Annotated in this window: 11 protein-coding genes; 9 read left to right on the top strand and 2 right to left on the bottom strand. The window is 40.6% G+C overall.

Features of this window, described 5'->3' with window-relative positions; translation table 11 throughout:
* Positions 1-137 precede the first annotated feature (137 nt).
* Both F8C76_RS08500 and F8C76_RS08495 read left to right on the top strand, forming a co-directional pair.
* Entirely contained in the window at positions 138-1,214 is a 1,077-nt protein-coding gene (locus F8C76_RS08500; protein WP_152131284.1) for a DUF4434 domain-containing protein, read from the top strand.
* 115 nt (positions 1,215-1,329) lie between these two features.
* Positions 1,330-2,742 (top strand): sugar porter family MFS transporter, encoded by a 1,413-nt coding sequence (locus tag F8C76_RS08495; RefSeq protein ID WP_152131283.1) that lies wholly within the window; start codon positions 1,330-1,332, stop codon positions 2,740-2,742.
* Between the two features lie 2 nt (positions 2,743-2,744).
* Here F8C76_RS08495 and F8C76_RS08490 read toward each other — a convergent pair whose 3' ends face one another.
* On the bottom strand, positions 2,745-3,986 hold the full coding sequence (locus F8C76_RS08490; RefSeq protein ID WP_152131282.1) for an ROK family protein: 1,242 nt from the start codon (positions 3,984-3,986) through the stop codon (positions 2,745-2,747).
* A 290-nt stretch (positions 3,987-4,276) separates the two neighbouring features.
* Between F8C76_RS08490 and F8C76_RS08485 the strand changes: the two genes are divergently transcribed.
* Both F8C76_RS08485 and F8C76_RS08480 read left to right on the top strand, forming a co-directional pair.
* On the top strand, positions 4,277-5,470 hold the full coding sequence (locus tag F8C76_RS08485; RefSeq protein ID WP_152131281.1) for a n-acyl-d-glucosamine 2-epimerase: 1,194 nt from the start codon (positions 4,277-4,279) through the stop codon (positions 5,468-5,470).
* A gap of 420 nt (positions 5,471-5,890) precedes the next feature.
* Positions 5,891-9,145, top strand: coding sequence for a VCBS repeat-containing protein (locus F8C76_RS08480; protein WP_211372130.1), 3,255 nt, complete (start codon positions 5,891-5,893; stop codon positions 9,143-9,145).
* Positions 9,146-9,309: 164 nt separating this feature from the next.
* Here F8C76_RS08480 and F8C76_RS08475 read toward each other — a convergent pair whose 3' ends face one another.
* Positions 9,310-9,921 carry an RNA polymerase sigma factor gene (locus tag F8C76_RS08475; RefSeq protein ID WP_249042374.1) on the bottom strand — a complete coding sequence of 204 codons (612 nt, stop codon included), beginning with the start codon at positions 9,919-9,921 and terminating at the stop codon, positions 9,310-9,312.
* A gap of 103 nt (positions 9,922-10,024) precedes the next feature.
* On the opposite strand from F8C76_RS08475, the gene F8C76_RS08470 reads away from it, so the two are divergent.
* From F8C76_RS08470 to F8C76_RS08450, 5 genes are all read left to right on the top strand, one after another.
* Positions 10,025-11,185: a FecR family protein gene (locus F8C76_RS08470; RefSeq protein WP_152131279.1), complete on the top strand. Its 1,161-nt coding sequence runs from the start codon at positions 10,025-10,027 to the stop codon at positions 11,183-11,185.
* Positions 11,186-11,427: 242 nt separating this feature from the next.
* A complete protein-coding gene (locus F8C76_RS08465; protein ID WP_211372129.1) occupies positions 11,428-14,766 on the top strand; it encodes a SusC/RagA family TonB-linked outer membrane protein in 3,339 nt (1,112 codons plus the stop codon).
* Positions 14,767-14,782: 16 nt separating this feature from the next.
* Positions 14,783-16,369 carry a SusD/RagB family nutrient-binding outer membrane lipoprotein gene (locus F8C76_RS08460; RefSeq protein ID WP_152131278.1) on the top strand — a complete coding sequence of 529 codons (1,587 nt, stop codon included), beginning with the start codon at positions 14,783-14,785 and terminating at the stop codon, positions 16,367-16,369.
* Positions 16,370-16,615: 246 nt separating this feature from the next.
* Positions 16,616-17,956 carry an AGE family epimerase/isomerase gene (locus tag F8C76_RS08455; RefSeq protein ID WP_152131277.1) on the top strand — a complete coding sequence of 447 codons (1,341 nt, stop codon included), beginning with the start codon at positions 16,616-16,618 and terminating at the stop codon, positions 17,954-17,956.
* A 676-nt stretch (positions 17,957-18,632) separates the two neighbouring features.
* The gene (locus F8C76_RS08450) at positions 18,633-19,853 is read left to right on the top strand and encodes a FecR family protein (protein ID WP_152131276.1); all 1,221 of its coding nucleotides are present in this window, start codon (positions 18,633-18,635) and stop codon (positions 19,851-19,853) included.
* Positions 19,854-19,872: the final 19 nt, after the last annotated feature.

Here is a 19,872-nt window from a genome sequence, read left to right as displayed (position 1 = left end):
CTTTTAGGGTGGGCAATGTGTGGGGTGAATTGTATATTTTAGTGACCCGGATTATTTGGAATCACTTTGATGCCTCATATTTCCTGACCTTATAAATAACTCACTTAAACTTAATTGCAGGATACTAAGAACTTTTTATGGGAAAACAAGACTCAAAACGTAGACAATTCATGAAAAATGCCGTGCTCGGTGGAACGGCTTTATTTGCAGAACCATATTTAAATGCCTCCGAGCCGGAGTTTGTCATGGAAGAATCAAATTTGATTGTTCCAAAACAGCAGGGTCTGCAGATCACAGGTACTTTTCTTGATGAGATATCCCATGACATTCCCCATCAAAATTGGGGAGAAAAGGAATGGGAGCAGGATTTTCGGCATATGAAAGCAATTGGAATAGATACGGTGATCATGATCAGGTCCGGTTATAGAAAATTTATCACCTATCCCTCGGAATACCTTCTTTCAAAAGGGTGTTATAGGCCTTCGGTCGATTTGTTGGAGTTGTTCCTCCGATTGGCTGAGAAGTATAAAATGAAGTTCTATTTTGGACTATACGACTCAGGGGAATATTGGGATACTGGGGATCTGACCAAGGAAATAGATTCCAATCTCTATGTAATCGATGAGGTTTGGAAGAATTACGGTAGTCGATACAAAAGTTTTCAAGGCTGGTACTTAAGTGGTGAGATCAGCAGAAGGACCAAGGGAGCCATTACATCTTTTCACAAGTTGGGCAAACATTGCAAGGATGTCTCGGGAGGATTGCCCACATTGATTTCCCCTTGGATTGATGGAAAAAAGGCCGTGGCCGCGGCTTCGGGAACGTTGACCAAATCCGAAGCGGTTTCCGTTGTGGAGCATGAAAAAGAGTGGGACGAAATATTTTCCGGAATCCATGAAGTCGTGGATGCCTGTGCCTTTCAAGACGGGCATATTGATTATGACGAATTGGATGCGTTCTTTGGAGTGAACAAAAAATTGGCCGATCGCTATGGAATAGAGTGTTGGACCAATGCTGAATCCTTCAGTAGGGATATGCCCATAAAGTTTTTTCCTATAAAATTTGATAAGCTGAGAATGAAGCTCGAAGCGGCGCAACGGGCAAATTATCATAAGGCCATTACCTTTGAATTTTCACATTTCATGAGCCCGCAATCGGCATATCTCCAAGCGGGTCATCTATATAACCGATATAGGGAGTATTTCGGGATATAAACTTTGAAAAACGGGTCTTGGGGTGGTTTTTGTACCTGTATTTGTAAAAAAAATTATTAATAAGATATATTATAAAAATAAATATCATTAAGTTGCGACTCATTAAGCATGTATTATGAATCTTGATCAAATCGGCAAAGAAGGCAATCTGGGGTATGTGGTTTTTATTTCGGCTGTGGCGGCCCTTGGGGGTTTCCTTTTTGGCTATGACACTGCAGTGATTTCTGGAACCATAACCATGGTGGCTTCACAATTTGAGTTGGATTCCGTCTTACAGGGGTGGTATGTCAGTTCAGCTTTGATCGGTTCTATTGGGGGCGTGTTGGTCGCCGGTTACATCAGTGATTTGATTGGTAGAAAAAAGGCTATGTTGATTTCCTCCGTTTTTTTCTTCGTATCGGCCGTAGGTTGTGCGTTGGCAACGGATATGCTCCAGCTGGTATTGTTTCGGATATGTGGCGGGATTGGTATCGGGATGATCTCTATCATTTCCCCTATGTATATCTCGGAGATAGCTTTTGCGAAATACAGGGGGGCAATGGTCACCTTATATCAATTGGCGATTACCGTCGGTTTTTTGGCGGCTTATCTTGTGAATTTCGAGTTGCTCGATTTTTCGGATAGCGTTGGCCAACTTGAAGGATCTCAATGGAATAAACTGCTTGTGGAGGAGGTATGGAGGGGAATGTTGGGCATGGAGGCGTTTCCTGCGCTGCTCTTTTTGTTGATGGTATTCCTTTTACCGGAAAGTCCTAGATGGTTGTTCTTTAGGGGTGATGAAAATAAATCGACAATGGTACTGGGTAAGATTTACAGCTCTCCTGCAAAAATTCAGGAAGAAGTACATGAGATGAAGCTTTCGTTGGGTGAGGCGGATAAAGGAAATTGGAGGCTGTTGTTGCGTCCCAATTTTTTGAAGGCGATACTCATTGGTGCCGCAGTGGCCATATTGGGGCAGTTCATGGGAGTGAATGCCGTGCTCTATTATGGTCCCACCATTTTCGAACAAAGTGGGATGTCTGGTGGGGATGCCTTGTTTTATCAGGTATTTGTAGGGGGGGTCAATGTACTTACCACTATTCTTGCGCTATACATCATTGATAAGGTGGGGAGAAAGAAACTGGTGTATTTTGGTGTGACCGGGATGATACTTACGTTACTGCTCATCTCGGGCTACTTTGTGAAAGCTTCTGAATGGAATATCCCATCCTATGTGTTGTTGATCTTGTTCCTGGCATATGTTTTTTTTACGGCCATCTCCATATCCGCTGTGATTTTTGTGCTACTTTCTGAGATGTACCCGACCAAAATACGGGGTATGGCCATGTCCATTGCAGGATTTTCACTTTGGACGGGAACCTTTATCGTAGGGCAGTTGACACCGTGGCTTTTGGAGGTGTTGAGCCCTCAGGGAACCTTTGTGTTGTTTGCGGTAATGTGTTTCCCCTACATGTACATCATATGGAAACTGGTTCCGGAGACAACGGGCAAGACCCTTGAGGAGATAGAGCGGTTTTGGGAACAATAAAGTTAGGAGGGGTTTGGATTTAAAACCTTGTGCTTTGCCAAATAGCAGGCGCCCAATACCCCGGCTCCCTCGGTGCCTTTTGATAGTTCCAATTGCGTGTCGGCCCTAACAATGCTTAGGGAGTATTTGTTGACGGTCATTTGAAGGGGAAGGAAAAAATGGTCTTTGGATTTTGCCAAGGCGCCTCCAAAAATAATCAGTTCCGGATTGTATAAATGTATCAAAGTAGTGATTCCCTTTCCGAGCTTTTCGGCCATTACCCCAATGAGTTCAATGGATAGGGTGTCATCATTGTTGGCCGCTTTGATGATGTCGTCCATTCTGATGTTCTCAAGGTTTGCAAAGCTATGCTGTAGGGATGAAGATTGTCCTTCCTTGAGTTTGTCCTTGAACTGTTTTTCAAGAGCCCTTCCTGAAACTTCCGTTTCCAAGCAGCCTTTTTTACCGCATATGCAGATGATTTCATTTTCGAAAAAGGGAATATGCCCAAACTCCCCTGCATAGCCTGATTTTCCATACAAAAGTCTTCCTTGGGCCAAAACTCCCAGCCCCAGACCGTAATCTGCGTTTATGTAAAGGATGTTTCCACTGTCCTTGGATTTATGGCTGTAAAATTCATAAAAAGCCCTGGCCCGGGTGTCATTTTCAATAAAACAGGGGACTCCGGTTTTTTCTTCAAGTATGCTACTTAACGGGGTTTTGGTGAAGTTGAAAAAATTATGGCTGTATCCACTTAAATGGTTAACGCGACCAGAAAGGTTAACACCGATGCGTACAATTTTGTTTCTCCAACCGGGATTTTGGTCTATAAAACGGTTGATGATGTCACACAATTGAAGTAGGGATTTTTCCGAGTTTTCCAAGTTGAATTCTATATCCCTCGAAAAATGGATGGGATTCTCATTGAAATCCATAAGCCCTATTTCTATGGAATTACGTCCCAAATCAACCCCTAAAAAATACATGGAATCACCAATGAGCCCATAAAGATGGGGGCGTCTACCGACATCGGTCTCTGCTTTGCCAAGATCTTCAATGAGTCCTTCATCAATGAGTTCTTGGATGAGCTTGTTTACTTTGGGGGAGCTGGAATTGAATTTTTTTGAGATGTCGTTGATCGTTGTGGCTCCTTTTTTGTCCAGTAGCTTAATGATCTTCTTTTTGAGTTGGTGGTTTTTGAAAACGACACCGCTTTTCTGCTCGTCCGGAATATCGTTGAAAATACTGTGCTTGTTTTGTTTCATTCTTTCTTTTTTAGACCGAGGAGCGATGATAAAAATAATAAGAAAACTATAATGGCAATAAAAACAGATTATCCGAGCGATGCGGTTTTGTTGATGGGTTTTTATGGATTGTTGCTAAATCACTAGAAAGGAGTGTTTTAAAGGGTTATCAAATGCACTTGATTTTTATTCTGCATAACTATATTAATAAAATAATTTATTAATTATTGCATTATTAGTAATTAAAAATTAATATTGTTTCATGCCTTCACACAAGTTTAGAAAGGAAGGAAAACAAAAAATTATAGATTTTGGTCGTAGGGAAAGAGGATTTTGGAAAGTATAAGGAGATTTACAAAGAAAATCTATTGGGGCATGTCCTGCCTTTTTGGGAGAAACATTCCATTGATAAAGAGGATGGAGGGTTTTACACCTGTTTGGGTGTGGATGGGAGTGTGTATGATACAGATAAGTTTGTATGGCTCCAATGTAGGCAGGTGTGGATGTTTGCCAAACTTTACAATGAAGTCGAACCAAAGGGAGATTGGCTTGATATAGCGGTCCATGGTGCCAATTTTTTACAGAAATTCGGTAGAAGCGAATCAGGGCGATGGTACTTTTCCTTGGATAAAAAAGGAAGTCCTTTGGTACAACCCTATAATATCTTTTCAGATTGTTTTGCATCCATGGCATTTGGCCAGCTGGGGAAAATCACGGGAAAAACCGAACATACTGCCATAGCAACCCAAACTTTTTATACCATCCTTGATGCGCAGGATAATCCAAAAGGAAAATACGAAAAGACATATCCAGGTACCAGGGAGCTGCAAAGTTTAAGCTTGCCCATGATCCTGAGTAATTTAGTATTGGAACTCAGCCATATTCTGGATGCCAAGGTGGTGGACGATCAGCTTAACAGTGTCAAAAGGAAGATTCTATCCTACTTTTATAAGCCCGAGCATGGCCTGATTATGGAGAATGTGGGCATGGACGGCAGTTTCAGTGATACATTTCAAGGAAGACTCGTCAATCCGGGGCATGGTTTGGAAACCCTATGGTTTTTAATGGATATTGCTGAACGACAAAATGATAGGGGGCTTATCCAAAAGTGCACGGATGCCGTGATATCCACATTGGAGTACGGTTGGGACTCAGAATATGGGGGGCTGTTTTATTTTATGGATCTCAAGGGACATCCTCCCGAACAATTGGAATGGGACCATAAACTTTGGTGGCCCCATATCGAGGCCATGATAGCCTGTGCAAAAGGGTTTTATTTGACCGGCGATGTGCGCTGTTGGAAATGGTTGATGACACTACATGAATATACATGGTCGCATTTTGTGGATGAAGACCATGGGGAATGGTTTGGCTATTTGTCCCGGGAAGGTAAGGTGACGCATCACCTGAAGGGCGGGAAATGGAAAGGGTGTTTCCATGTGCCAAGAGGGGTGTTGTATTTATGGGAATTGATGGACAAGCTGGAAAAGAATCATGTGGTTTAGTTACCAAAGCCGTCTATGGGGTCATCATACCAAAAACAACCACATATGAGGTTTAAATATGGGCCTCCATATCTTCCTTTGGGATAATCTTTCCGTTTGCGGCCTTATACAGTCGTTGGAATCCTTAAAATGGATACATAATAAAGTTTTTAAGGGTACTCCGGTTCGGCTTCGTCTTTTAAATACAAACCGTTCAAAAATATGGTGTAAACCCAAAGACCAATGATTGAACCCTATAAACTTTGAAGCTTCTTTTCAGAAGCGATTTTAGGAAGGGTTTTTTACCTGTCCCAAGATTGTTCCCTATCTGACGGTTGATTTTTAAATCTGGATAAAATGAATAGGCATAATAGCATTTATATTCTAAGCTTTATCATGTTTCTTTCTTGCAAAAGATACGATACTGGTAAACTGTTCACCATGCTTTCACCAAGAGATACAGGGGTGGAATTTGTGAACACCATAAAAGAGACCGATGATTTCAATGTGTTGAGTTATGGATATTTATACAATGGGGGAGGGGTATCCATAGGTGATTTTAACAATGATGGTTTTGCTGATATTTATTTCACTGGAAATATGGTGGGAAGCCGTTTATATATCAACAAAGGAAATTTGGAGTTTGAGGAAATTGCAGAGAAAGCTGGAGTGTTTGCAGAGGGGGTGTGGAATACTGGAACTACCTTGGCGGATGTTAATTGTGATGGGTTTTTGGATATTTATGTTTGTAGGTCTGCCGCATCCGATCCCAATAAAAGAAGGAATCTATTGTTCATCAATAATGGTGACCTCACCTTCACGGAAATGGCTTCAGCATATGGTATTGATGACCCGGGCTACTCCACCCAAGGAGTCTTTTTTGATTATGACAAGGATGGAGACTTAGATTTGTACGTGCTTAACCACTCTACACAGGATTATGCCGGATTCGGGCAAATAACCGCCAAGATGAAAAAGCGGAAGAACACGTCATATTCAGATAAATTGTATAAAAACGAAAATGGGAAATATGTGGATGTCAGTGATGAAGCCGGACTCATATCGAACGTATTGGGTTTTGGTTTGGGTGTTGCTGTTTCGGATTTGAACAATGATGGCTGGTTGGATATCTATATTTCCAATGACTATAATGAACAGGATTACCTTTACATCAACAATAAGAATGGCACATTTTCGGAGCAATTGGAAGATTATATTGGTCATGTGCCGTTGTTTTCAATGGGATCAGATATAGCGGATTTCAATAATGACGGTTATAGTGATATAATGACCTTGGATATGCTTCCTGAGAGTAATTATCGACAAAAGATTGTATCAGGTCCAGACAACTACGATAAGTATAATTTGTTGGTAGAATCCGGGTTTTATAACCAGACCATGAGGAATATGTTACAATTGAACAATGGTGGAAATTCCTTTTCGGAGATTGGCCAGTACTCCGGGGTTTCAAATACTGATTGGAGTTGGGCCGCCCTGTTCTCGGATTTTGATAATGATGGCCATAAGGATATTTATATTACCAATGGATATAAAAGGGACTATACCAATATGGATTTTCTCAACTATGCCGTGCAACAGAAAATGACTGAAAATAAGACGGGCAAGCAAACGGCGGTAACGGAACTTTTGGATAATATGCCTTCCTCCATACTGGAAAACTATGCCTTTCGGAATAATGGTGACCTTACCTTTTCCAAGGTTAACCAGGAATGGGGCGTTGATGTGGAGTCCTTGTCCAATGGAGCGGCTTACGCTGATTTGGACAATGATGGAGATTTGGATTTGGTGGTCAATAACATAGATCAGGAAGCCTTTGTTTTAAAAAACAATAGTGAAACCCTGACCAATAACAATTACTTGAGGGTTCGTCTCAAGGGGCTCGGATGCAATACCTTTGGAGTTGGGGCCAAAGTGGTTATTACTCTGAAAGACAAAGAATTGATGCAGGAAATGATGCCCACCCGGGGTTTTCAATCTTCTGTGGATTACACCTTGGTATTTGGCCTGGGCAGTTCCGACACCATTGATGGACTCAAAATCATATGGCCAGATTCCAAGATTCAGATCATGGAAAGGGTGAAGGCAAATCAGACCTTGGTATTAGATCAAGCCAAGGCCCCTAAGACCATCCAAAATACAGGTGATGGAATCGATGATCGCGTTGAGGATGCCACTACGGGCAAGGTGATTCCGTATAGACACAAGGAAAACAATTTCATCGATTTTAGCAGAGAACAGCTTTTACCCCATAAGTTATCGACCCAAGGTCCAAAAATCGCCAAAGCGGATGTGAACAACGATGGATTGGAAGATGTTTTTATTGGAGGCGCTAAAGGCAGTCCCGGAGAACTTTTTGTTCAAACGGGAATGGGTGATTTTGTATCCTACGGAGGCAATGATTTTGTAGAGGATAAAATGTCGGAAGATTTGGGAGCCTTGTTCTTGGATGTTGACGGTGATGGGGATATGGATCTATATGTGGTAAGCGGGGGCAATGATTTTGACCCCGATTCTCCAGAATTACAGGACAGGTTGTACCTCAATAATGGCAAAGGACACTTCAGTAAGAATATGGAATCTTTGCCATTGATGCACACAAGTGGTTCTTGTGTCACTGCCAGCGACTTTGACAACGACGGGGACTTGGATCTTTTTGTGGGAGGTAGGCTGGTTCCAGGGAGGTATCCAACGACACCAAGGAGCTATGTTCTTAAGAATAACGGCAAAGGTAATTTTGAGGATGTCACCACTTTGGTAAATACTGATTTGGAATTTTTGGGCATGGTTACCGATGCCCTTTGGACCGATTATGATGGAGATGGGGATAACGATCTTCTCATTGTTGGTGAATGGATGGAAATCCGCGTGTTTGAAAACCGTAAAGGCCTCTTGGTAAATGTCTCTGAAAGTTGCGGAACTAAAGGCTCTTCGGGATGGTGGAATAAAATTGCAAGTGGCGATTTTGACAATGATGGAGACTTGGATTATGTTTTGGGAAACTTTGGCTTGAATTCGCAACTTAAGGCTTCGACTTCTGAACCTGTTGAGCTTTATGTCAATGACTTTGATAATAACGGATTTCTTGATCCAATTTTGTGCTCTTATGTCATGGGGGAAAGTTACCCTGTCTTCTCAAAGGATGACATGACTGGGCAAATTAGTGCACTCAAATCAAAATACGTAAGCTATTCTGACTATGCTGATCAAAAAATCGACAATATCTTCACAGAGGAACAATTGAAAGGTTCTGAAGTGTTTGAGGCCAAAACTTTTGCCACAAGCTATATGGAGAATCTGGGAGATGGTCAATTCAAGCTATCTAAACTGCCTGTAGAAGCCCAATTTTCACCAATCTATGGGATTTTGGCTGATGATTTTGACAAGGACGGAAATCTTGATTTGCTGGTCGCAGGGAATTTTTATGGTACCAGGGTAAAATATGGGAGATATGATGCAAGTAAGGGAAGTTTCTTTGCAGGGGATGGTAATGGAAATTTCAGGTTGACGGATTTTGGGAATAACAACCTGGGAATTGAAGGAGAGGTAAGGGATATTGTCAAATTGGTTATGCATGACAAAACGGAGACCATAATCATTGCACGAAATAACGGGGAGGTGATCACTTTTCAACTTGATTCCAAAGATGGATCGGTGGGGAAGAAGGCCAGGAAATGATAGGATGTTAAAGTGTAATGATCATGTAGGTTCTTTGTGCTCTTCGGTAGAAATATCTTTTTTTGGAAAAGATGTTTTTCACCTGTTTAGGGTTTAATCTCAATAGGATTATTGCCTAACCATATGAATCCATGCTGGGTGAGGAAAATTGATTGCAATGGCAACTACGCTAGTCCTTTTCTTTTAAAATCCAACCCTGCCAGCAACACAAGGATTACATTGAACTTGTCTTTCAATTTATTTCGTAATATAACAAAAGCCTTCGTGATCTGTCCTTCTACGCTTTTTTTGGAAATATTTAAATGCTCTGCTATTTCTACATTGGTGAGTCCTTCTTTTTTACTCAGAATAAAAACTCTTTTGCATTTAGGGGGTAGAGAATCAATGGCCACGTCCAAATGTCCCATCATTGTCCTTATATAATCATCATCATTTGAATCGACCACCAAATCCAAGGTGTCAATATATTTTTTCTCAAGGGCCAAAACAGATTTATTCTTTCTGTACTGGTCTATAAATTCATTGTATACCGATTTGTACAGATAGCTTTTGATGGATAAATTGTTTTTTAGCATGTGCCTTTTTTTCCAAATCTTGAAGTATACATTTTGAACGATATCTTCTGCAGCCAGGTTGTCATGGATTAGACTGTTTGCATAAACGCATAGTTGGTGGTGATAAAGTTCTACCAAATGGGCATAAGCTTGTTCATTTCCTTTTTTTAGGTCAATCATCAGTGATTTCGATTGGCCTTTCATTCCATATTCATAGTTCATGATGGTTTTGCGGTCGGTTAATGTTAACAAATAATAAAAAAAAACAATAAAAAGCAAGGGTTTTTTCTTTTGACTCCGTGTATGTAGAAGATATAATCATTAAATGAAGCTGAAAACTGCCCAAAGGCTTATTGTTAAATTTATACTGAACTCCATTTCTGGAACTGAGTTGGAGAAGTTGGATGAATTGTTGCAGAATCCCGTCAACAAAAACCAGTTCACGGATTTTGTGAAACTTAATTATGCAATTGACAGTCGTATGAAAAAATATGATATGGAAGGATCAAAGAAACTTTTGTTGGACCAAATAAAGAAGGATAAGCAAAGGTCGGGCAAAGGAAGAATTCTGAGTTTATATAAATATGCTGCAGTGGCGGTTCTTTTCTTGACACTCGGCTATTTTTTAAGGGAACAGGTTTTTTTTCATGACAGTGTAGATCAAATAATTGTTCCTGGAGAGGATTTTGTGACCTTGGAACTTGGGGACGGAAGCATAAAGGTAATTTCCGAAGATGAATCCATGGTGCTGGAAGATTCTGCCGGTAAGGTCTTGGGTAAGCATGTTGGTGGTAAAATCACATATGGAAAACAGGACCATATAGATGAAATCGTGTTCAATACATTGAAAGTCCCATATGGGAAAAAATTTCAATTGGAACTGTCAGATGGAACGATCGTGCATTTAAATGCGGGTTCATCATTCAGGTATCCCACAAAATTCAAGAACGGAGAAAATCGCGAGGTTTATTTAACTGGAGAGGCCTTTTTGGAAGTTGCGGAAGACAAGGAAAACCCTTTTGTTGTCAACTCTGGTGAATTGAACATTAAAGTATTGGGTACCGAATTCAATGTCTCTGCATATCCCGAGGAAGAGGTAAAGGAAGTTGTTTTGGTAAAGGGTTCTGTTGAGCTCTATGATAAAAAACATGGTGAGGACAAGAGAGGGGCAATAGTCTTATCCCCGGGAATGAAAGGGAACTATAGCGGGAAACAAGGAAATATAACCACTGAATCGGTCGTAACCAGCATATATACCTCTTGGTTGGACGGCGACTTGGTTTTTAGGAATATGACATTCGATAAAATTCTTAAAAAGCTGGAACGGCAATATTATGTCACCATTGTCAATGAAAATACAGAATTGGGAAAGAAGGAGTTCAATGCGAGCTTTGGAAACATGCCGGTGGAAAAAATCCTAGAATATTTTAAGACCATGTATGGAATACAATACACTATAAATCAGAATGAGATAATTATTAAATAAACCGAAAAATGCAACCAGATATGAAAAAAACCTAGAGAAAATGACCTGAAAAATGTGATTGCTTATTTCTTGAAAAAGAAAAATCGGAAAATGAGTCACCATTTTCCGATATCTAAGTGATTGCTTAAAGTAAAACAACCACAATTAAACATTACAAAATTATGAAAAAAAAATCTTCCCAGGAGAGGAAGTCTCTACTATCAATAAAGCTTGGTTTACATATGAAGCTTAGTTTTTTATTCATGTTCACATCATTGTTGACAATGGTGGCGAATGACACATATTCCCAACGAACCAAAATCACCTTGAATCTTGAGAATGTTTCTGTTGCTCGGCTATTGGATGAAATCGAGGGTAAAACAGATTTTAGACTTGTTTATATCACTGAAGATGTTGATCTGCAGCGAAGAATAAGTGTGAAAGGCGAGAAGGTAAGGGTAGTCTCGGTTTTGGACGAAGTTTTCAAAGCTACCAATACGGCCTATAAGATAATAGATAGGCAGATCTTTCTTTATGATTCCAAATTGGCGGTCGTTGACCCAAAGGGTGAGGGGAAAGACAATACATTAAAGAATCCCCAATTTAGTGTAAGCGGCACCGTTTTGGATCAAAGTGGTGTTCCACTTTCCGGGGCCAATATTTTGGAGAAAGGTACCACCAATGGCGTAATTGCCGATTTTGACGGGAACTTTACCATTGATTTGGCCGATGGGAATGCCCTACTTGTGGTTTCCTATTTGGGTTTCTCAACAAAGGAAATAGCGGTCAACGGAAAATCTGAGTTTATGATCGTATTGGAGGAAAATGCGGCTGGATTGGATGAAGTGGTAGTGACTGCCTTGGGTATTACCAGAAGTAAAAAATCGTTGAGCTATGCTACTGAGGGTGTTGATCCCAATGAAATTACTGAAGCTAGACCCATTAACATGGTCAATGGTCTAACTGGAAAGGTTGCCGGACTTAGGGTTACCACCACGGGTTCTGGAGTTGGGGCACCATCTAAAGTTACCCTTAGGGGAAATCGTTCCATAAATGGAAGTAGCCAACCCATTTATGTTGTTGATGGGATAATTCTCAATGGCGATATTTCCAATTTAAGTCCAGATAACATAGCATCCATTTCTGTGATGCAAGGAGCAAATGCGGCCGCATTATACGGTAGTAGGGCCAACAACGGAGCCATTATCATAGAGACAAAATCCGGAATAGGAGCAGAAGAAGGAATCAGTTCAAGTCTTGGGTTCACCTTTATGGGAAATGCTCCTATAATCCTAACCAAATATCAGAATGAGTATGGGCAAGGCGCAAACGGTATTTATTCCGAAAATGCTGTTACATCGTGGGGACCTAGGTTTGACGGTTCATTGGTGAACCATTGGTCCAACGATCCCAATTATATAGAAAATCAATTGGGAGGCAACTCCACTTATGCTTACACTGCCCAACCAGACAATATTAAAGATTTCTTTCAGACAGGGACAAGTTTGGCCGCCAATCTTTCCGTTAATATCAATTCTGAGAAGTCCAATGCATTTTTTTCATACACCCACACCGATGCTTCGGGGATAATTGCTGGCAATGATCTTAACAAGAATGACATGGCTGTAAGGTGGTCTTCGGATCTTACAGATCGTTTGACGCTTGATTCCAAATTGAACTATATCAGGGAAGATTATTCCAATGTTTTGTTTACAGGGGAAAGTTTCAATAACCCTGTAAGGTATCTATATCAAATACCTAGAAATATCAGAACACAGGATTTGGAGCATTATCAGTTTGTAAACTCTGCAGGCCAAACAAGACAGCATTTTTACAGTCCGGGCTTTAACGGAGCAGGAAACCCATATTGGACCAGGAACAATGTTGTAAGTCCAAGAATTTCTGAGAGGGTTCTTGCTATGATGAGTTTAAACTACGACATATTGGACAATCTTTCGGTCCAAGTACGATCCGCACTGGATAGAACCAACTCAAAGAGTGAGACCAAAATGAACAATGACACCTATGTCACTGCAGACAATGGTAGTTATTCCCGTTTATATTCCGATTCGTTTGAATGGAATACAGATTTGCTCTTGAGTTATAACACCACGTTCTTGAATGACGATTTTCAGGTGAATCTGAATTTGGGTGCCAATAATAGAAGATTCAAGGCAGATGGGTTGGGCGCTTCAGGTGTAAATTTCCAAATTGAGAATTTGTTTGCCATATCAAACACCACAGATCCAATACCAACAGATAATTATTATTTGGAGAAGGAAGTCAACTCGGTGTACGCCTATGGGGATATTTCATATAAAAATGCAATATTTTTAAGCGTTACCGGTAGGAATGATTGGAGTTCAACTTTACCTTCCGATAGTTGGTCTTATTATTACCCTTCAGTTGGATTATCGGCCGTAGTAAGTGAATTGGTTGATTTGCCAGAAGCCATATCCTATCTCAAACTTAGAGGTTCTTATGCTGAAGTGGGTAATGATACCAATCCGTATATGCTTTCCCGAAACGCTTCAATCAATAACGGGACAATTTCGTTAAGTACAACACTTCCGAACGATAGTTTAAAACCAGAGTCTACTAATTCATTTGAAGTTGGTATGGACCTTAGGCTGATCGATAGATTAAGGTTTAACATGACATATTATAAAACCAATACGTACGACCAGTTGTTCGCATCTCCAGTACCTATTGGTTCTGGGGTTACCAGTGTCTTTCAGAATGGAGCTGATGTGGAGAATGAAGGCTTTGAATTTGCTCTAGGTTCTTACATTGTGGATAATCCTGACTTTTCATGGGATGTAGATTTGAATTTATCCACAAACAGGAATACGGTATTGAATATCGCTGATGGATTTGATGAATTGACCCAGGCAAGTGACTATATCAGGACATACAAGCTAGTTGCGGGCCAACCTTTCGGGGACATTTATTCAAGAGGGTTTGTAAGGGACGATCAAGGAAGGATAGTGGTGGATGCCAATGGACTTCCCGAAATTACCGTTGGTCAAGATGTAAAAGTAGCCAATTATAACCCGGATTGGACTGCGGGTCTTAACAACACATTTAGGTATAAGAACTTTTCTTTAAGTGCATTGGTTGATATGCGCAAAGGAGGTTCATTTATCTCTTTTACAGAATCCATATTGGCCGGTGCCGGTGTACTTGACTATACAGCTCAAGGAAGGGATGGTTCTTTGGTCTTTGGGGAAAATATTTTTGACGGGGAAACAGCCATTACAGAAGATGGTAGCCCGAATACTACTTCAATTTCAGCAGAAAATCTCTGGAACCATTTAGGCGGACTGGGCGCACCGGTTGGTGAGGCTTTTGTGCGCGATGCTACCAATGTTAGACTTCGTGAGTTGGTTTTAGGGTATAGTTTGCCGGAAAGATTGATTTCCAAAACACCATTTAAATCGGCAAGGATATCGTTGGTGGGAAGAAATTTGTTTTTCTTCTATAATGCCTCCGATGTTGATCCAGAAATGGTGACCGATATTTCCAATGGAGCAGAAGGAAGAGAGTCTCTTTCCTTGCCTACCACTCGTTCTTTTGGTGCTTCAATAAATATAGGATTTTAATAAAATTTAAACGATAATGAAATATTTAGATAAACTTGTTATAGTTGTTTTGATCATGGCATTGGGCCTGGGAGGGTGTACCAATGAATTCAATGATGTGAACACCAACCCTAAAACCTTATCGGTTGATCAGCTAGATCAATCTTCTTATGGATATGTGTTTAGGGGAGCCCTGTTCAGTGGGGTCTATTTTGGCAATATCATGCCTTTTTTAAGGGGGCATGGTGGATTTTCGGACATGTATGCCAATTACACGGCGCATACGCATCCAGATTTTTTCTCGGACAGATTTGTAATGCACGGGGAATGGTTGAACGTCTTTTGGGATGGGTTTTATGGCAGTGTGGCTCCCAAGGTTAAATACGCCGAGGACTTTGCCGAGGAGAATGGATTGGATATTGAAAATGCCATGATGAAGGTCTACAAGGTGTATGTCTACCATAAAATAACGGATTTTTGGGGCCCAATACCCTATTCCAGTTTTGGAAATGGTGAATTTTCAGTTCCTTATGACACGCAAGAAGATATTTACAAAGACTTTTTTGGGGAATTGGAGGAAGCTGTTGGAATTTTAAAAAGCCATAGCGGCGAAATCTCATTTTTAGGTGCCCAAGATGTAGTTTTTTCAGGAAATGTGGATCAGTGGTTGAAATTGGCGAACACCTTGCGACTACGGTTGGCATTAAGAGTCAAGTATGTGGAACCGGAATTGGCTAGAACACAGGCAGAAATTGCGGTAGCCGATGGTGTTATAGAGGACAATTCCGATAATTCCTATGTGCATTCGGCTATTCCCTTTGTCAATAATTACAATAGGATGACACCTTGGTCCGACTTTAGAATGAGTGCGGATATGGAAAGTATTTTAAAGGGATATGAGGATCCAAGGATTACAGATTATTTTTCGCCAGCAGACAATCCAGACCCTTCCGATGACCCCGTGGGAATGACCTTTGATTGGGAAGGGATACGAAATGGTCAGTCTAAATCCGATAAACAGAGTTTGGGACTGAATACAAACAGTTCCAATATGGGGCCGGCCTACATGATTGTTGGGGACAAAGGACCGGATTGGCCTTTGCTCCGTGCCGCGGAGGCCTATTTTTTACGCGCGGAAGGGGCGCTTTCTGGCTGGAATATGGGAGGCTCTGCCGAAAGTCTATATCAAGAGGCTGTTACGAAATCTCTTTCCGAGTATGGCTATGACGGCAATAACCTTTCGGGCGAAGACTTTGTTACCAGCACTAATATTCCTGTAGGCTATGATTCCGCTAGTTCAGCGGTTTCCTCCGTTCCCGTTAGGTTCGATGCAGGCGGTTCAGAGGAAAGACAATTGGAACAGATTATTACGCAAAAGTGGATCGCTCTGTTTCCAGATAGTGAAGAAGCGTGGGCAGAAAGACGAAGAACGGGGTATCCTACCCTTTACAATCGTCTTGAGAGTGATAACCCGGGCATCTCAATTGATGAAATTCCATCTAGGGTTCCTTATGTGGGGAACGAGTATAATAATAATAGGGATGCAGTTGAAGAAGCCGCAAATAGTTTATTGGGTGGTCCGGATAATGCGGTCACTAAGTTGTGGTGGGACGCAAAAGATTAGATGTTAAGTCTATTTTCATTTTAAGGTACGGTATAGATTCTTTTTGGATTTTATCCTACAGTTTAAGTTTAGTCTTTTGCAATTTCCAAAGCAATCCCAAAGGGAAAACAGGTGTTGTTGGGGAAATATGTTTTCCATAATTGACTTTAAACAATTGGATTTAATATCGTTGGAGATTGGCTTTAAACCGGTAAGTTTTAAATATGACTGTTCAATTGGATTAAAAATTTTAAACAAAATATAGAAATGAAAAACTCATCAAGGAGAAATTTTATAAAACAAAATTCGTTGTCCGGACTTGGTCTTTTGGCCATGGCTGGAGTGTCAAGTTGCGCGGATTTCAATTCAAAACCAGAAAACATGACATTGGAGGATAGTGGCTCTACCCAAAAAATTGGAGAAGAATCTTTGGAGCAGATTCACAAGAGGTATAAAACAGAACTTTTTGACCGCTTTCTTCCCAATATGGATCGTTTTATTATAGATTACGACAACGGAGGGTTTATGATCAATTTTGACGTCTCTGCCCGGGAGCCTGTGAATACCAATAAAAAGACCTGGATGCAGGGTAGGGGAATTTGGGTGTATTCTTTTCTGTACAATAATTTGGATCCCAATCCGAGCTATCTGGAAATTGCCCGTAAGGCCATCGATTTTATTTTGCCGCTGAGGCCCACGGATGATAATTTCTGGAATGACATTTTTAGTCGTGAAGGAAAACCTCTTACAGGACCAGGTGATATTTATGGGGATTTGTTCGTTGCCGAAGGACTGGCAGAGTATTCAAAGGCCACTGGTGAAAAGAAATATCTTGATCTTGCGAAAGAGATTATCCTGCACTGTGTGGACCGATATGACCAACCAGATTATGTTTATACGACCTATGCTCCGGGAGATGCCAAGATAGTGGGAACTAGAGTGCTTGGGCATTGGATGATTTTTCTAAGTCTGTCCACACAACTACTTCAGCAAGGTCCGGATGAAAGATTTGAAAATCTGTCCAATCGTTGTATCAATGCCATTTTGGACAATCATACCCATCCTGAATCCAAAATATTGCTGGAGGTTATAAACCATGATTTAACCATACCGGATAATGAGTTTGGACAATTCTCTGTTATTGGACATAGCATAGAAACTGCTGCCTTTGTTTTGGCTGAAGCCGTGCGTAGAAAAGATGCATATCTCTATGCCCGTGCAAAGGAAGTTTTCAAGAGGCATGTGGATATTGCCGCAGATGATGTTTATGGAGGACATTTTGTGATTCTTACCAATATAGACAACTATGACTGGGTGTCAAGAAAATCGGCCTGGTGTGAGCAAGAAGTATTGATCGGTGATTTGCTGTTGCTTGAGCATTCGGGTGAGAAATGGGCTGAGAATTCCTTTGTGGAAACGGAGACTTATGTCCAGGAGAAGATGGTTAGACCAGACTTGGCCTTTTGGGTTTTTGGTGGTGATAGGAAGTTGGATGAATTGTCAATTAAAAGTGCTGAACATTATCATACACCCCGTTATCTCATGCGTAACATTATGGCATTGGAACGCATGATGTCCAGGGAAGGCAAACTATCGGGCCTTTTTTAGATTTCCGTGATAACAAGAAAGGTTTCATAGGGTGATTTTGAGTAGTGTCCTGTAACACGTTTAACTTATATGAGTGGCCTACTTTTGAGTTAGTTTAGTTTTTGATTGTTGGGGAGTGAAATTTTCACTCCCCTTCTTTTATGGGCAAGTTTATGGCATGAATCTATGTGAGAAAAAGATCTTCGAAATTAAATTTTTCAAGGAATCCTTCAGTTGTACCTTGAATAGATATGAGTGCCTAAAACTAGCTGTTTTACTTCCCGTTTTTTTTATGAAAACCGCTGATTTTTGACATTGGCAGGTTTATCCACTTCTTCACTTTTGTATACCCAATAAAATCCTTTGCTAAGATTAGGGTATTTTATTGGGTATATGTTCTGTAAATTTCCATCTCAGTACATTTTATAATTTTTCTGTCCCTCTAACCTTTGTTTCTAGGTGAATATTTGCCGATAAGGCTAAGTGCCAGGCAAAATTTCGGTCTTCGATTGCATATGTTCAAAATATTTATCTAGCCCTTGAACTGCCAATTTTACTGAGGTTTTCATGAAATCCCATCTTTTTGAAATGTGAATACTATAATTTATGCGCATATTTTTTGGGGTAAAAATAATTTTCACACCTCTTTATTATAGAAACCCTAATTAAGTATCAACTTTTTTGAGAGATATATAACATGAAATATAGTTCATACTCCGAGACAGACTTTCTATTGGATGAATATTTCCAGAAATGGGTTTTGAACCCGGATCCCATGACCCAGAGCTTTTGGGAAAATTGGATTTTGAACCATCCTGAGAAGATGGATGAAGTTAAAAGTGCAGCGAATCTCTTGCGTTTGATGAACTACAAAGATGATGATGTTCTCAAGGAAGACGAGTTGGATATGATCTGGCAGAATATCATCAATAAACGAAAAGAGTCGGGAAAAAACCAATTCTTCACCAATCGAGAATCGTATTTGAACAAGAAATATGTCCTGAAGATTGCAGCGGTATTCATTGGATTGGTGGCCAGTACCTTATTTGTCTTTCAAATGGGAGTATTTAATGCTACAGTGGACAATGGTGCGCAAATGGTGTCCAAGGACGACATTATCTTAAAATTGGGGGATGGATCGGTAGAGATACTGGATGAAACTTCATCCAAAGTTTTGCCCAATGCCAATGGGGAAAGCATAGCGAGCAAGGAGCAAAATAAACTGATTTATGGTAAAAAAGGGTCGAAAGTGCACAAGGGAATCAACTACAATGAGCTCATGGTGCCCTATGGAAAGACCTTTGAGCTTGTATTGTCCGATGGATCCCAAGTGACCCTTAATTCTGGGTCCAAGTTAAGATACCCTGTGACATTTTTAGCGAACAGTCCCCGGACGGTTTATTTGGAAGGTGAGGCATTCTTTTCCATTGAAAAGGATGAGAATAGTCCATTTACGGTGATTACGGATAATATGAATACCCGAGTATATGGCACAAAGTTCAACGTGTCCAGCTATCCGGACGAATCCGTAACCACAACGGTTTTAATTGAGGGAAGTGTCAGTGTGTACAAGGCAAACAACCATAATAATCAAGAACCCATCATAATAGAACCAGGTCAACGGGCTTCCATAGAAAAGGAACAAATAGTTGTTGATGAAGTGGATGTGAGCAACTATATCGGTTGGAAGGAAGGGAAATTGATCTTTTCCGATAGTACGTTCGATGATATTCTAAAAAGACTGGAAAGGCATTTCAATGTTAAGATTGAAAATAGACTGGGCCAACTCAAGAACAAACGGTTTACGGGCACATTTACCAAGGAACCCTTGGATGAAATCTTGAATGTGATTCAACAGCATACCCTGTTTGAATATCAAATAGATAAGAACACCATTATTGTTATAGAAAAAGAATGACCAATGCCAGAGGATTTGG

Origin of the sequence: Flagellimonas olearia (genome assembly GCF_009184425.1) — a bacterium.
GTDB lineage: Bacteria > Bacteroidota > Bacteroidia > Flavobacteriales > Flavobacteriaceae > Flagellimonas > Flagellimonas olearia.
Note: the sequence above shows the minus strand (reverse complement) of the source record. Positions and strands in the feature narration are given on the sequence as shown.

Excerpts from the sequence above, each read along its gene's own strand:
- F8C76_RS08500 (WP_152131284.1), top strand. The coding sequence starts at position 138 with ATGGGAAAACAAGACTCAAAACGTAGACAATTCATGAAAAATGCCGTG.
- F8C76_RS08480 (WP_211372130.1), top strand. The coding sequence starts at position 5,891 with ATGCTTTCACCAAGAGATACAGGGGTGGAATTTGTGAACACCATAAAA.
- F8C76_RS08465 (WP_211372129.1), top strand. The coding sequence starts at position 11,428 with ATGTTCACATCATTGTTGACAATGGTGGCGAATGACACATATTCCCAA.
- F8C76_RS08490 (WP_152131282.1), bottom strand. The coding sequence starts at position 3,986 with ATGAAACAAAACAAGCACAGTATTTTCAACGATATTCCGGACGAGCAG.
- F8C76_RS08475 (WP_249042374.1), bottom strand. The coding sequence starts at position 9,921 with ATGAACTATGAATATGGAATGAAAGGCCAATCGAAATCACTGATGATT.
- F8C76_RS08455 (WP_152131277.1), top strand. The coding sequence starts at position 16,616 with ATGAAAAACTCATCAAGGAGAAATTTTATAAAACAAAATTCGTTGTCC.
- F8C76_RS08450 (WP_152131276.1), top strand. The coding sequence starts at position 18,633 with ATGAAATATAGTTCATACTCCGAGACAGACTTTCTATTGGATGAATAT.
- F8C76_RS08460 (WP_152131278.1), top strand. The coding sequence starts at position 14,783 with ATGAAATATTTAGATAAACTTGTTATAGTTGTTTTGATCATGGCATTG.
- F8C76_RS08495 (WP_152131283.1), top strand. The coding sequence starts at position 1,330 with ATGAATCTTGATCAAATCGGCAAAGAAGGCAATCTGGGGTATGTGGTT.
- F8C76_RS08470 (WP_152131279.1), top strand. The coding sequence starts at position 10,025 with ATGAAGCTGAAAACTGCCCAAAGGCTTATTGTTAAATTTATACTGAAC.